Origin of the sequence: Staphylococcus sp. HMSC62A08 (assembly GCF_001839105.1) — a bacterium.
Lineage (GTDB): Bacteria > Bacillota > Bacilli > Staphylococcales > Staphylococcaceae > Staphylococcus > Staphylococcus caprae.
In genome coordinates this window covers 12,899-27,587 of the sequence record NZ_KV840032.1, presented here as the reverse complement: position 1 = coordinate 27,587, position 14,689 = coordinate 12,899, and the positions used below count along the sequence as shown (strand labels likewise).

Sequence of the window (14,689 nt, the reverse complement as noted above, 5' to 3'; positions counted from 1 at the left end):
GACATGTGAGCCTTTAGTCGCAATTTGTACTTGCTCGCGAGGATATTCTTGTACAACTTGTCCAACAAGTTCTTCAGAACGTTCCGGCCCATAAATATATGCTGTATCAAGTAACGTTATACCATTATCAATTGCTTTACGTACAACCTCTTTGCCTTGTTCTTCATCTAAATTTGGATATAAATTATGTCCACCTACTGCATTAGTACCAAGTGCAATTGGGAAGACTTTAACATCTGATTTACCTAATTGTACTTTATTAGCCATTGAAGTCATCTCCTTCATTATCATTACTGTTTTTTATTTCATTTTCAAAAATGAACTTACAAATCATATTTACCCTACTTAAAGTATATAAAATCACGAAAAGTTTGTGACGGAGACTTAAAAATTGACTAAGTATTAAATATACGCTTTAATGTAACTAAATAAGTTACATTAAGGTGAGTAGATATGAATTTAGAATTCAACATTGCGATACATGTGTTAACCTTCCTCACAAAGCACAAAGACGAAAAATTCAATAGTAAGGAACTGGCTGAACTTACATGTCTTAACCCTGTACAACTAAGACGCGTTGTTTCAGTCTTAAGTGATCAGCATTACATCACCACTGTGCGAGGAAAAGGTGGCGGATACCAATCGAATCAACATACAGCTTCAGTCAATCTGGCAACACTGTATCAACAATTTGTCTTAAATAAAGAAAGTAAACATAGAATTTATACCGGAGATACATCTAGTCATTGCGATATTTCTAAACATATTGCTCACACAATGTCAGACTACTACGATGAAGAAGTTCAACTTATCTTAAATTTTTATCGTAACAAAACGATTCAAGATGTCTTAAACGACATTTTGCAGGAGGTAAACAAATCATGACAACTTATGACCTTATCATCATTGGATTTGGAAAAGCAGGTAAAACTTTAGCAGCGTATGCAGCAGGCCAAGGACAACACGTCGCACTCATAGAACAATCAGCAAAAATGTATGGCGGAACATGCATAAATATTGGCTGTATACCTTCGAAGACGTTAGTGCATGATGGTATAGAAGGTGCATCTTTTGGTGAGGCATTTTCAAGAAAAAATGAAGTAGTGTCAGCGCTAAATAACAAGAATTATAACAACTTAGCATCAATTGAAAATATCGATATATTAGATTATAAAGCTAAATTTATTTCTAATAATGAAATTGCGTTATTGGATGAAGCAGGAAATGTAAAAAACAGACTCACTGGAAACAAAATTGTCATTAATACTGGCGCTCAAGCGAATATTCCAAATATTAAAGGTATAGATACAACTAAAAATATTTACGATTCAACGGGTTTATTAAATATTGACTTCCAACCACAAGAATTAGTCATTGTAGGTGGCGGTTACATTGCACTTGAGTTCGCTTCAATGTTTAGTAATTTAGGCTCGAACGTGACAGTATTAGAATATGGAAATGTAATGATGCCACGTGAAGACCGCGAAGTTGCTGAACTTGCAATTCAAGACTTACGCAATAAAGGAATTTCAGTTTATACAAATGTAGAGACGACAGCATTTTCAAATGAGGGAGATGCGACGATTGTTCACACTAATCAAGGTGACTTTAAGTCAGATGCGGTATTATTAGCGACGGGACGTAAACCAAATACAGATGGTTTAGGACTTGAGAATACTGATATCAATATCGGTCAACATGGCGAAATTGTCGTTAATGACAAACTTCAAACTACAGTAGAACACATTTACGCAGCTGGAGATGTCAAAGGCGGTCTTCAATTCACATATATTTCGCTCGATGACTTTAGAATTCTTCAATCTCAATTCTTTGGAGATGGAACTAGAACAACGGAGAACCGAGGTATCATTCCTTATACAGTATTTATTGATCCTCCACTTTCAAGAGGTGGTCTAACTGCCATTGAAGCTAAGGCACAAGGTTTTAATTTCCTGGAAAATAAAATCTACGTAAATACAATCCCACGTCATAAGATCAATAATGACCCAAGAGGTGTATTCAAAGTCGTGATAAATCAAGACAATAATGAAATACTAGGTGCAAGCTTGTATGGCAAAGAATCAGAAGAGTTGATTAACATAATCAAACTTGCGATAGATCAACATATTTCTTATACAGTACTGAGAGATAATATTTATACACACCCTACCATGGCCGAATCCTTCAACGATTTATTTAAATTATAAAAATGAATAATGAAAACAGCATTTGTTTATAGATAAACATAGAAGTGATTATTAAATTATACGGAAATGCCTTACTTTTTAAAAGTAAATCGATGTAAAATTACAGGTAGATACGTAGTATTTATGGCGAGACTCCTGATTCTTTTAAAAATGAACTTAAGTGCTTAGCACTTAAGTAAGCAATTCTAATGATTGAAATCAAAGAATTGCTTTAAAGACCAAGGCTGAGACAGCACCCTAGGAACGCGAAGCCATACAATACGAAGTATTGAAGATAAAAGTAGCAGTAAGAAGATTTCGATTAGAAATCAACTTACTGCTATTGTTTTTAGGATTTATATCTCAACCTCTTATAAAGCACGAGGATGATATGATTTAGAACCATCTCCGTGCTTTCATATACGACTATTTAGCTGTTTTACGTTTTTCTAGTTTCTCTTTAAGTTTTCGGTCTTGCTCTTCTTTACGGCGTTTACGTTCTTCATTACGCTTTCTTAAACGCTCCTCTTCTTCAGGATCACGTGGCTTTTTCAATTGTTTTGTAACCTTTTCCATTAACTCGTCTTCAGTCAACGCAGCAAGTGGGCGATTGTTTACGAATGCAAAGGTCTTACGTCTTCCTGGACCACAATAAGACTGACAGCCAATTTCAATTTCAGCTTCAGGATCTAATTTTTCCAATTTTTTCTTCAACGTTTTGATATTTACTGCCTGACATTCATCGCAAATCAGAAATTTATTCTGCATCTTGCTACCCACCTTTCTCATTAAATCATTTCTAATGACCTTAACGTTTAAATATAACTCTAACTATTTTACTCTTTTTATCATAAATTTCAAGTTGATTTAAACCAAATAATTATCCATAGAAAAAGGAGTGGAACAGAAATATAATTCAGCAAAATTATATTCGTCGTCCCTCTCCCAACTTGCATTGTTTGTAGAATTTCTTTTTAAGAAATTCTCTATGTTGGGGCCCCGCCGGCAAGGATGGCTAGGATTGAAAGAAGCTTGATATAAGCGCACTTTCAATTCAGCCATCTACTGCCAATATGTTAAAGAAAGCTGAGACAATTAATTATGTCCCAGCCTCTTGACGTTACTGACCATGATAAATCTTAAATTCTAATGGTTTAATACCGTTCGCAATCCATTCATCATAAATTAATTGCTTATCAATGACGTTATTAATAATCGTGATACCACAGTCGCCACCACCAGCGCCTGATGTTTTAGACGCACCGCCGTGTTTCTCACCAATTTCACATAATTGTTTCAACTTATCTGTTTCGATGTTCACTGTCGCTTCAACATCCATTGATTGAATCACAAGACGGTTTTGGCGTATCATCTTCTGCACGCCCTTGATGTTATTCGTTTTGAACGCTTGTATTAAACTTTCTACACACATGTGTGATTGATCAAGAAAGTCTCCGTAGAAGCTCGGATCAGATTTTAAACGCTTTACTTCACTCACTAAGTGTGGTGAAGAGGCTGGAGAACCTGTCCACCCTATCAATACTTCCATATTTTCAGGTGCTTGTAATGGTTCAATGTGAAGACCTGGCCAGTTCTTTTCCAAAACTTCATTCACAGAAGTTTCTTCCATCTGTTGTTTAACCCATTCATGATCAAATGTACTATACGCAAGCCATCCACTGTAGACACTCACTGCTATGTCACCACAAGAACTTAAGCTTTGCAATTTCATATTAGCGATAACTGCTAATTTATAGATATATAAATTTGAAAGTTGCATCTCGTAAAATTCATTCAATGCTTTGACTACTGATACAAGTACTGCAGCACTTGAGCCTAAACCATACTTCTGACCTGAAGCGTCTGCTAAATTACTATCGATGGTTAAATGGAAATGCTTAAGCTTAGTATTACAACTCCGCGCGTATTGTTCAAAGACTTCAATCGCAGTAACGACATATTTTAATTGCTTTGCAGCTTGAACATCTGAAATCTCTATCCTATCTTCATTACGATCAAATTTAACAGGCTCATAATGCAATGTTTTAGAATAAATACTGCCCTCAACTTCATTAGAGGCTTCTATTGCTGCCGTAACAAATCTGTCGACTGCAATAAGAACAGATTTGTAGCCTGGTTCTGTTACAGCATATTCACCTGCAATATAAAGTTTTCCGGGTGCTTTGACCTGTATCATCCTATCTCTTCCTTACTTAATAATTTCTACGCCAGTACTGATTATATCACTCGCAATAATTTGCTTTTCATCAAACGCTTTTAAAAATTGGTCAATAACAGCTTGCTTGTTTTTCTTTTCAACAAGAACTTTAACATTTGGACCTGCATCCATCGTAAAGTAACAAGGTAAGCCTGCTTCACGACACTGATGCACAATGGCCATAGCGTCGTAACTTTCTTGAACCATGTATGTAAATGGTGGTTGTGCGCCTAAATTCGTCGCATGCATTCTTAAACCATTTGCTTCAATAATTTCTCCCAAATATTTGAAATCTTTATGATGTATTGCTTCTTTTGCATCAGCTAAATCTTGATCTACATGATCAAGCCAGTACTGATAGAAACGAGATGTATCACGTGTTAAAGACATCCCAGAACGACTTGACACTTTTTTAGACTTATTATTGATAACTACGAAAATCATTGAAAGTTCGTCTTCCCAATGTTGTGCGTCAATTGGATGTGCGAAAGATGTAGCATCATCATGACCTTTTTCCCATTCAGCAAAGCCACCAAAGATACTTCTAGAAGCAGAACCTGAACCTCGACGTGCTAACCTTGATAAATCTTTATCTGATAAACCTAAGTGAAGGGCTTCGTTACAAGCCGCAGCTAACGCAGCATACGCACTGGCTGAAGAAGCTAACCCTGCTGAAGTAGGAACAAAGTTTTCGCTTTCAATAACCGCATATAACTCTGTATCTGCAACTTCTCTGACAATATCCATATATTTTTGGATTTTAGTCGTTTCTTTATCGTCCACTTTTTCTCCGTTTAATATGAGTTTATCTTCAGTTAAGCTTCTATCGAAAGTGACTTTCGTTTCAGTATAAAAGCGATCGAGCGTGATAGATAAACTATTATTCATCGGAATGATATATGCTTCATCAGCTTTGCCCCAATATTTAATTAACGCAATATTTGTGTGCGCACGTGCTTTGCCACTTTTCACCAATGATTTACCCTCCTAAATGTTCAATCCACGTATGTGCTGCGCCTGCTTTTTCAACTGCTGCTACAATGTTCTTCGCAGTTTGTAAATCATGCGCAAGAAGAAGCATGCTACCACCACGTCCTCCGCCAGTTAATTTACCAGCAATGGCACCATGTTCTTTACCTATATTCAATAATCTTTCAATTTTATCATGACTTACTGTGAGTTGTTTTAAATCTTCTTGGCATTGATTAAAGATGTCCGCAAGATGATTAAAGTCATGCTTCTCAATTGAATCACTCGCTTCATGTACAAGTTTACCGATATGTTCAACATAAGTCATATATTCAGGATTCTCACATAAAATATGAACGTCTTCTACGGCTTGCTTAGTAGAACCCTTTACGCCAGTGTCTATAACGACCATGTAACCGCCAAGTTGCAGTGATTTAAGGGTTTCTACATGACCTTGTTTGAACCAGACAGGTTTGTTAGAAACAATCGTTTGTGTATCAATACCACTTGGTTTACCATGCGCTATTCGTTCAGCCCAGTTCGCTTCTTTAATCAATGTTTCATCATCTAAAGGTATGCCCATAAAATCATAGCTCGCTCTAACAAAAGCTACAGCGACTGCTGCACTAGAACCTAATCCTCTTGAAGGTGGTAAGTTCGTTTGAATTTTCACTGAAAGTGGTTCTTTCACCCCACTTCTCTCTATAAAGCGATTAACAATAGACTTTAGATGTTCAGGCGCATCATATAACATACCGTCATATACATCACTTGTAATAGAAGAGTAATTCCCTTCTTCCATGCTTTCGATTAATATTTTAATTTTACCGGCATTAAATGGGATAGCGATGGCTGGTTGACCAAATGTTACTGCGTGTTCACCAATTAGAATAATCTTTCCGGTAGACTCCCCGTATCCTTGTCTAGTCATGTTTTCTCACCTTTTATATACCTTCTCTATACTTTTTGTTATATTGATTCATCGACACTACGTTATTAATTATATTTTTGAAAATGTTAAACACATCGTCGTTCGTCTGTTTTAAACGTCACTTAAATGACTATTTTAGCGAAAATTAAGGTGTTATCGCTACTGTTTCAACATGTAATATATCGTAAAAAGAAATTTTTCACTACAAAAGAGTATAATAACTCTTTTTCAAATACATCACAACACTTTAATATTATAAAACTCTCCTAGAGAGTTATCAAAATCATGAATTATATTTACCTTTAACTTCAAATATGTAAACATTTAATAATTTTTTACTAAAGTTTTCTAAAATTTTCCACCTCAACTATAATACTACAAAATGTGGTGAGAATATATACAAAGCTGTTTATTATATTTTAATTTAGTTACTTTTTCAGTATGTTTGATTTGAATTGAGATAAAATAGAAAGTCAGAAGTGGCATAGAAATATAATTTAGCAAAATTGTTTTCTGTGGCATGGCCCCCACCTTGGTTTGGCTTGAAAGAAGATTGATATATTCGCATTTAATTCAAACACATACTTCAAATATGTTAAAAGAGGTTGAGATAATCAATATATCCCAACCTCGCTATTTAACTTACTCATCTATTTATTGATACATATGCTCTTACTTTATAAGTCTAATTTTTGATGCATCTTCGCATTACGTTCGATCATTTTCTCAAAATATCCTTCATAGCGTTGCCATTCATCATCAGTGACAGGATCCATATTCAGACGAGCACCTAAATCTTTTAGAGCGTATAAAAGTAAGAACATGACATCCTGAACTTTAATTTCTCTATTTAAAAGTGTTTCGAGTGAAGCCATGCATGAAGGATCAATATTAGGAAAATGAAACTTGGTCGTTTCACCTTTCAGCGCATGTTGATAAAATTCTCGCATCATGCTAGCACGGTCAGAGCCTGAACCTTCAACACATAAGTAAATTTGTACCGCAATGCCACCACGAACGCGTCTTTGGGATATACCGGCGAATTTCTTACCATCAATGCTTAGGTCAAACTTGCCGGGACAATAGGAACGCTCTATTTCATGAGTAGATATCTCTACATCTTCATCTTCAAACATTTTGCAGATAAGAAGGTACATGACAGTGAATGCCTCGTCTATCGTCGTTTCAGTTTGTCCTTTGAATATAAGCGAAATATTCAGCACACCTTGATCTAATACGACGCCAAGTCCGCCTGAATTTCGCACAATCGCATTGTAGCCTGCTTCATTAGTAAGGTAACGGATTCCATCGCTTAAGAACGGTAAACGGGAGTCATGTATACCTAAAATAACGGTATGTTGGTGAATCCAAGTACGCACAACGTTACACGATAAATCTTTACCTACACTCTCTGAGAACGTATCATCAAATGCAAAAGATTGCATTGGCTCTAGACCACTCGAATGGTCTACATAACGCCAGTCGATTTGATTAAAATATTTACTTGATAAGTCCATTATTGTAGTGATTGAGCTGCAGTAATAATAGATAAGTTATACACATCTTCTATTGAGCAACCACGAGATAAATCATTAACTGGTGAGTTTAAACCTTGAAGTACAGGTCCCACAGCGTCATAACCACCTAAACGTTGCGCAATTTTATAACCAATGTTACCCGCTTCTAAACTAGGGAAGATAAACACATTGGCATCGCCTTGGATTTTTGCACCGGGTGCTTTCTTTTCAGCAACACTTGGTAAGATGGCTGCATCAAATTGAAACTCTCCATCAATAACGACATTCTCAATGTTATCAGCTTCAACTTTTTCTTGTGCTAATTTTAATGCATCTTGAACTTTAGTTACGTCATCAGATTTTGCTGAGCCTTTCGTAGAGAAACTTAACATCGCTACTTTAGGTTCCATCCCAAAACTTTGTGCAGACTTAGCACTTTCAACTGCAATTTCTGCTAGTCCTTGCGCATCTAGTTCAGGATTAATCGCACAATCACCAAAGATATATTGTTCATCATCTTTAATCATGAAGAAAATACCAGAAGTTTTAGAGACGCCCGGTTTTGTTTTGATAATTTGTAAAGCTGGACGTACTGTGTCACCAGTTGAATGCGCAGCACCACTTACTAATCCAGCTGCTTTGCCAGTGTAAACAAGCATTGTACCGAAGTAATTCACATTTTCCAGTAATTCCTCTGCTTGTTCTTTAGTCGCTTTTCCTTTTCTGCGTTCAACAAACGCATCTACAAGCTCAGGTTTTAAATCACTTGAAGAAGGATCAATCATTTCAATATTAGCTATATCAAGAGATTTTTCTTCTGCTAAAGATTTAATTTTGTCCACATTACCTAAGACAATAGGTGAAACATAATCTCTTTCCTGTAATTGTGTTGCTGCCGTTAAAATTCTTTCATCTTCACCTTCAGGTAATACAATTTTTACATTTTTTCCAGATAGCTTGTCTTGTAAAACATTTAATAAATCAGCCATAATGTCCTCCTCAATTCACATTCATAATAACGTTTACATCTCAGATTATACGTCATTTTGTAGTAGAATTCCATTTCACCTAATTGTAATCATTTACTTAGGAGTTCGTTGTTTTTTTATGATAAAATTTAATTTGAATTGGCTAAGAATTTAGATATAAGGAGCGATAAATATGAGTGAAGCAGCTGAAACTTTAGACGGTTGGTATAGTTTGCATTTATTTTATGCAATGGATTGGACAACTTTCCGTTTAGTTCCAGAAGAAGAACGAGAATCTATGATTTCTGAATTGAAATCATTTATCGAAGATAAAACGAGCGCTAGAGATTCACATACTGGCGACCATGCAATTTATAATATTACAGGACAAAAAGCAGATTTATTATTATGGTTTTTACGCCCTGAAATGAAAGATTTAAATACCATTGAAAATGAATTCAATAAATTACGTATTGCTGATTATTTAATCCCTACGTATTCATATGTTTCAGTGATTGAATTAAGTAATTATTTAGCTGGCAAATCTGACGAAGATCCGTATGAAAATCCACACGTAAAAGCAAGATTATATCCTGAACTTCCACATTCAGAATATATTTGTTTCTATCCAATGGATAAACGCCGTAATGAAACATATAACTGGTATATGTTACCTATCGAAGACCGTAAAAAATTAATGTATAACCATGGTATGATTGGTCGTAAATACGCTGGTAAAATCAAACAATTCATTACTGGATCTGTTGGTTTCGATGATTTTGAATGGGGCGTAACACTTTTCTCTGATGATGTATTACAATTCAAGAAAATCGTATACGAAATGCGCTTCGATGAAACAACTGCACGTTATGGCGAATTCGGTAGTTTCTATGTAGGCCATATTTTAAATACAGAAGACTTTAATAAATTTTTCAATATATAATTTTTGACTAGGGAGTGGGACAACGAAATTAATTTTCCTAAATTATATTTCAGCCCCCACTCCCTTAACTTATCTATAGAGTATATTTAACATAACAGATTGTATGAAATATCTTTTTCAAAAAAAGAAACACACTCCGGAGAATTCGAAGTGTGCTTCCTAGTAGTATCCTTGGGAGAACTTTAACCACTACTACGTATTAAGTTAACTTTAGAGAATATACAGTCGCTACCCAATATATCCTTTGTAATCGTTAACTAATATTTCATTAACCATTTTGAAATATTTGAAACATATTAAAATGATAATAGTACACTCTTTCGGTATAAATTCATTATTAGTTTAAAAATAATGCTATTTTAATAAATTAATTATACTTTCCCAGCTCTTCATTTATCCTTCTCACAAGCTCCCTTCAAACTTGTGCCGTCAAACGCTGGTTGTGGTTTTTTCAAATTACTTCTACTATAATAATAATTAAATTCATAATATTTTAAAAATTTGGTGATGTCATGACTATTAATTCAAATGAAACAGCGCATGAAAGTCTCATCAAGGACGTGGTCATGTTAGCTGCACGTATATTATTAGAATCTGGTGCTGAAGGTACTAGAGTAGAAGATACTATGTCACGTATTGCTATGAAGCTGGGTTATTCTGAAAGTAATAGCTTTGTAACAAATACTGTAATTCAATTTACCCTACATAATGAGTCCTATCCGCGTTTATATAGAATTAAATCTCGCGATACAAATTTAATTAAAATTTCTCAGGCTAACGAGATTTCAAGACAAATTACTCATGGCTCTATCAGTCTTGAAGATGCAAAGAAGAAATTAGAAGAAATATATGTAGCTAAGAGAGACAGCAGTCTTCCCTTTAAAGGTATAGCAGCAGCGATTATCGCAGTAAGTTTTCTGTATTTACAAGGGGGACGTCTTATTGATATCGCTACAGCCTTACTTGCTGGAAGTATTGGTTATCTTGTTGTTGAAATTTTAGACCGTAAATTACATGCACAATTTATACCGGAATTTCTAGGTTCGCTTGTTATCGGTATCATTGCCGTTTTAGGCCATTCCCTCGTACCAAGCGGAGATTTGGCAACAATTATTATTGCAGCAGTGATGCCGATTGTACCTGGTGTATTGATTACAAATGCCATTCAAGATTTATTTGGTGGGCATATGTTGATGTTTACAACTAAATCTTTAGAAGCATTAGTCACTTCATTTGGTATCGGTGCGGGCGTAAGTTCCGTTTTAATTTTAGTTTAGGAGGCGGTTAGAAATGTTTTGGATATTTAACTTCATATTTAGCTTTCTCGCCTCACTCTTTTTCTGTGTGATATTTGATGCACCAAGAAAGTTATATTTATCATGTGGCTTAGTAGGTGCTTGCGGTTGGATGGTTTATATTCTTTTCTTTGATGGATTAGAAGTTCATACGATTTATTCAAGCTTCTTTGGTAGCTTAGCTTTAGGCTTGTTAAGTCACTATATGGCTAGACACATGAGAGAGCCTGTGATTATCTTTATGGTGACCGGTATCATTCCATTAGTACCAGGTGGTCTGGCTTATGATGCAACTAAAAATTTAGTGTTACTTCATTTCAGTACTGCAATTAATACAATGCTTGAAGTCACGTTAATAGCTGGAGCCATTGCGTTAGGCTTATGATTTGCAGATCAAATTTCAAAAATTGTTATTTCAGGTTTCGACCGTACTCGAAAAAGATTATAAGATATAAATAAAGTGGAGGCTATGGATTTTGTCCTAGCACTCCACTTTTTAAATAACGCATAAAAGTATTTTTAAATCTATTTATTAGGTTCATCAATCATGTTTTCGACTTCATTTTCAGAGCGATTAAGAATAAGTCGACTGAGTTCGTCATTATCCATTCTCTTAAGTTTTGGATAACGTATAAAGAAGAATACTAATCCAATGACTAACCAAATAGCCAATGCAATATAAGATGGTCCTGGAAGTGTTGCTGGAGATCCAGGGATTAGTAATAATCCTAAGAAAATGAATGATACGATTGAACCAATTATTGCAAATGTTTTATATATCGGTGCATACGTATTACTTTGTTTATCATAACTAAATAATTTCGCTGCTGATAGGCAAGTAATGAAGTATGCAATAGAGACACCAGTTGACGACATGGTAACAATCCAATTTAATGCATTACGCCCTAACCAAGGCGCTACTAATGCTACTGCCACTAAGAAAATGATTGCTACATATGGCGTCTTATATTTACTATGCAATTTACTAAATACTGTAGGCATAATTCCTGAACGTCCCATAGAGAATAACAAACGACTTGAACTCATTAAGAAACCGTTTAAACCTGTAAAGATACCCATCGCAATCGCAATAGCTAACACACCAAGTCCAATATAACCAAAGGCTTCTTGAGTTACTGCTCCTGTTAACCATAAGTTACCATTTAAACTTTTCGTATGCGTACCTAACCAACCTGTATAAAGTAACATCACAACGTAAGTTAATGATGCTGCAAGTAAACTATAAACGATTAATTTAAATGTTTTGTTTGGTGCGAAGTCAAATTCTTCAGCTGTTTGTGGAATATTATCAAAGCCTACATATGCCCATGGTGCAATAGCGACTATCATAATAATAGACTTAAACCATCCTCTATCAGAATTAGCTAAAGGCTGTAAATTACTGATTTCGAAGTTGTTACCAAAGAAAGATCCAAAGAACATGAGTAACACAACGATAACCATCGCTACACAGAAATAATATTGTAGTGAACCTGAGACACTTGCACCTCTAATAGCTACAAACATAAAGATTAATAATAGTACTGTAGCTATAATGATTTCAGTTATGTAGACATCCCAACCTGCAACAGTATAAAGCTTCCCATTATTTAATACGTTAGGTAATAAGAATTTGATTAATAAACTAAACGCCGTTGCATTAAGTGCTACGACACAGACATACCCAAACGTTAAAAACCATGACGAGAAGAAACTTACATATCTCCCAAAACTTAAGAAACTAAAAGCAAATGCGCCACCTGAAACTGGAAATTTCTCAACTAAGGCACCATAGCTAACAGCAATTAAAATCATTAATAGTGCCCCGATAACAATACCTATTGAGGATGCAATCGGACCTGATTGTTTAATCCAATCTCCAGGTAAAATAAAGGCGCCCCATCCAATACATGAGCCGTAAGCGATAGCCCACACAAATTTTTCAGATAGGTTTTGCTTAAGGTCACCTCTATCTACTTGTTTATTTTTATTTTCCATAAATAAAACTCACCTCGAAGGTATCCTATACCCAAAAAGGTGAGTTCTTAATCTGTAATTTTTTGTAAAATTTTAGGGTTTCAAACGTTTTAAAAGTTAACTATTTTAATGTACGCTTAGTAATAATTTATCCAGCAAATTTAAATGTTGCGATAATGAGCATAAGCCATCCTGCTATAAACAATACGCCTCCAATTGGCGTAATCGCACCTAAAATACGAATTTGAGTTAAGGCTAAGATATATAAAGAACCGCTAAAGAAGACGATTCCGAAGAACATTAGCCAGCCTGCCCAATTAACATTAATTGCGGTTGTTCCACTAATGACACCAATAACTAATAGTCCTAAACCGTGATACATTTGGTACATTGTCGCTTTTTCCCAGACAGACATGTATTTTTCTGATAACTTATTCTCTAAACCATGGGCACCAAATGCTCCTGTTCCTACAGCCATCATCGTGTTGAGTGCACCTAAAATTATAAATAATTTCATCATTTCAATTGTGCTCCTTTTTAATTAAAAATCGAAAATAGATTCGCCATTTCCTATATTGTCATCTGTTGCCATTAAATTTGAATTTGAAGTATGTGCATTTTTCATAGATTGAGGCACTTTTCCGCCCATTGCTTCAATTTCTTCTGCTGTCACTTCATTCTTATGTGAAGTTGACTGACTCCCTTTCTGATTATCAGATGAGAAAGTATTGTTCACAGATGTTTGGCTCATATTATGAGATGAAGTTTGACTATCATTTGACGTATATAAAGAAGTTAAAGTATGTATCGCATACATATGCTTTTCAAATTCAGATTCAGTTTGCGCTTCATCCGCTTGTACGAGTTCTTGTTCGATCAATTGAATCAATTTATCTTTATTCATTGCCAATCACCTTAACCTTCACACCAATTGATAGGCGCTTTGCCTTTAGACTGCAAATAGTCATTAGTTCTAGAGTATGGTTTCGAACCAAAGAAACCTCTAAACGCAGATAATGGACTTGGATGAGGAGATTTAATAACTAGATGCTTAGATGTATCAATAAGTTTTTCTTTTTGTTGTGCTGGTTTGCCCCACAAAATAAAGACCACATCTTCGCGATGTTTTGAAACTGCCTCAATGACTTCATCTGTAAATATTTCCCAGCCAATATCTCTATGAGAATGCGCTTCACCTTGTCTCACTGTAAGTACAGTATTTAATAATAATACGCCTTCTCTGGCCCAATCTTGTAAATGTGGTGAAGTTCTATGGCAACCAATATCATCTTCTAGTTCCTGATACATATTTTTTAATGATGGTGGAAATTTAGCATTAGGTTGCACAGAAAATGCTAAACCATGTGCTTGATTAGGTCCATGATAGGGATCCTGACCTAGTATAACTACTTTAATATTTTCAAACGGTGTTAACTCGAATGCTTGGTAAATGTTCTTTCTATCAGGGTATACAATTTGCGTCGTATACTCCTTTTCTAAGAAGTCGTGCATTGCCTGAAAGTCATGTCGTGACGTTATATCATGAAAAATTTCTGACCATTTCATCGTATTCACCTCTCGCCATATTTTAACATATCCAAGCGTAAGAGGTGATGTTTATTATAATATGCTAGAGTTAATGTAAACTATTCCTCTTTAAAAGTTTACAAATTGAGTGATTTTGA

At 35.2% G+C, this 14,689-nt stretch carries 15 protein-coding genes and 1 pseudogene; 5 read left to right on the top strand and 11 right to left on the bottom strand.

Annotated elements, in window-relative coordinates:
• Positions 1 to 267: aldo/keto reductase (locus tag HMPREF3264_RS05015; RefSeq protein WP_141764447.1), on the bottom strand; the 267-nt coding region annotated here is incomplete at its 3' end.
• A gap of 186 nt (positions 268 to 453) precedes the next feature.
• Between HMPREF3264_RS05015 and hypR the strand changes: the two genes are divergently transcribed.
• Positions 454 to 885, top strand: a complete 432-nt coding sequence (gene hypR / locus HMPREF3264_RS05010; RefSeq protein ID WP_070872202.1) for a redox-sensitive transcriptional regulator HypR — start codon at positions 454 to 456, stop codon at positions 883 to 885.
• Complete coding sequence (gene merA, locus HMPREF3264_RS05005) at positions 882 to 2,207, top strand: hypothiocyanous acid reductase MerA (RefSeq protein ID WP_070872200.1); 1,326 nt, start codon at positions 882 to 884, stop codon at positions 2,205 to 2,207. The genes hypR and merA overlap by 4 nt, the downstream gene beginning before the upstream one ends.
• 405 nt (positions 2,208 to 2,612) lie before the next feature.
• Here the strand turns inward: merA and HMPREF3264_RS05000 are convergent, their stop codons facing one another.
• The 6 genes from HMPREF3264_RS05000 to pta form a co-directional block, all read right to left on the bottom strand.
• On the bottom strand, positions 2,613 to 2,954 hold the full coding sequence (locus HMPREF3264_RS05000) for a YuzB family protein (RefSeq protein ID WP_037541136.1): 342 nt from the start codon (positions 2,952 to 2,954) through the stop codon (positions 2,613 to 2,615).
• Positions 2,955 to 3,306: 352 nt separating this feature from the next.
• On the bottom strand, positions 3,307 to 4,383 hold the full coding sequence (locus HMPREF3264_RS04995; protein WP_070872197.1) for a phosphomevalonate kinase: 1,077 nt from the start codon (positions 4,381 to 4,383) through the stop codon (positions 3,307 to 3,309).
• A 12-nt stretch (positions 4,384 to 4,395) separates the two neighbouring features.
• Positions 4,396 to 5,379: a diphosphomevalonate decarboxylase gene (gene mvaD, locus HMPREF3264_RS04990; RefSeq protein ID WP_070872195.1), complete on the bottom strand. Its 984-nt coding sequence runs from the start codon at positions 5,377 to 5,379 to the stop codon at positions 4,396 to 4,398.
• A gap of 4 nt (positions 5,380 to 5,383) precedes the next feature.
• A complete protein-coding gene (gene mvk, locus HMPREF3264_RS04985; RefSeq protein ID WP_002441198.1) occupies positions 5,384 to 6,304 on the bottom strand; it encodes a mevalonate kinase in 921 nt (306 codons plus the stop codon).
• Between the two features lie 677 nt (positions 6,305 to 6,981).
• Positions 6,982 to 7,821, bottom strand: coding sequence for a lipoate--protein ligase family protein (locus tag HMPREF3264_RS04980; protein WP_070832789.1), 840 nt, complete (start codon positions 7,819 to 7,821; stop codon positions 6,982 to 6,984).
• On the bottom strand, positions 7,821 to 8,810 hold the full coding sequence (pta, locus tag HMPREF3264_RS04975; RefSeq protein ID WP_070872193.1) for a phosphate acetyltransferase: 990 nt from the start codon (positions 8,808 to 8,810) through the stop codon (positions 7,821 to 7,823). The genes HMPREF3264_RS04980 and pta overlap by 1 nt, the downstream gene beginning before the upstream one ends.
• 172 nt (positions 8,811 to 8,982) lie before the next feature.
• Between pta and hemQ the strand changes: the two genes are divergently transcribed.
• The 3 genes and pseudogenes from hemQ (at position 8,983) to HMPREF3264_RS04960 (ending at position 11,475) form a co-directional block, all read left to right on the top strand.
• The gene (hemQ, locus tag HMPREF3264_RS04970; protein WP_070872191.1) at positions 8,983 to 9,732 is read left to right on the top strand and encodes a hydrogen peroxide-dependent heme synthase; all 750 of its coding nucleotides are present in this window, start codon (positions 8,983 to 8,985) and stop codon (positions 9,730 to 9,732) included.
• Between the two features lie 512 nt (positions 9,733 to 10,244).
• A complete protein-coding gene (locus HMPREF3264_RS04965; RefSeq protein WP_002441191.1) occupies positions 10,245 to 11,009 on the top strand; it encodes a threonine/serine exporter family protein in 765 nt (254 codons plus the stop codon).
• Positions 11,010 to 11,022: 13 nt separating this feature from the next.
• Positions 11,023 to 11,475, top strand: a pseudogene (locus HMPREF3264_RS04960) (threonine/serine exporter family protein).
• 77 nt (positions 11,476 to 11,552) lie between these two features.
• On the opposite strand, the gene HMPREF3264_RS04955 reads toward HMPREF3264_RS04960, so the two are convergent.
• The 4 genes from HMPREF3264_RS04955 to HMPREF3264_RS04940 form a co-directional block, all read right to left on the bottom strand.
• Complete coding sequence (locus HMPREF3264_RS04955) at positions 11,553 to 13,025, bottom strand: APC family permease (protein WP_070872189.1); 1,473 nt, start codon at positions 13,023 to 13,025, stop codon at positions 11,553 to 11,555.
• Between the two features lie 127 nt (positions 13,026 to 13,152).
• The gene (locus tag HMPREF3264_RS04950) at positions 13,153 to 13,521 is read right to left on the bottom strand and encodes a DUF423 domain-containing protein (RefSeq protein ID WP_002441185.1); all 369 of its coding nucleotides are present in this window, start codon (positions 13,519 to 13,521) and stop codon (positions 13,153 to 13,155) included.
• 24 nt (positions 13,522 to 13,545) lie between these two features.
• Positions 13,546 to 13,908: a DUF5327 family protein gene (locus tag HMPREF3264_RS04945; RefSeq protein ID WP_070872187.1), complete on the bottom strand. Its 363-nt coding sequence runs from the start codon at positions 13,906 to 13,908 to the stop codon at positions 13,546 to 13,548.
• A gap of 11 nt (positions 13,909 to 13,919) precedes the next feature.
• Positions 13,920 to 14,570, bottom strand: coding sequence for a uracil-DNA glycosylase (locus HMPREF3264_RS04940; RefSeq protein WP_002441181.1), 651 nt, complete (start codon positions 14,568 to 14,570; stop codon positions 13,920 to 13,922).
• Positions 14,571 to 14,689: the final 119 nt, after the last annotated feature.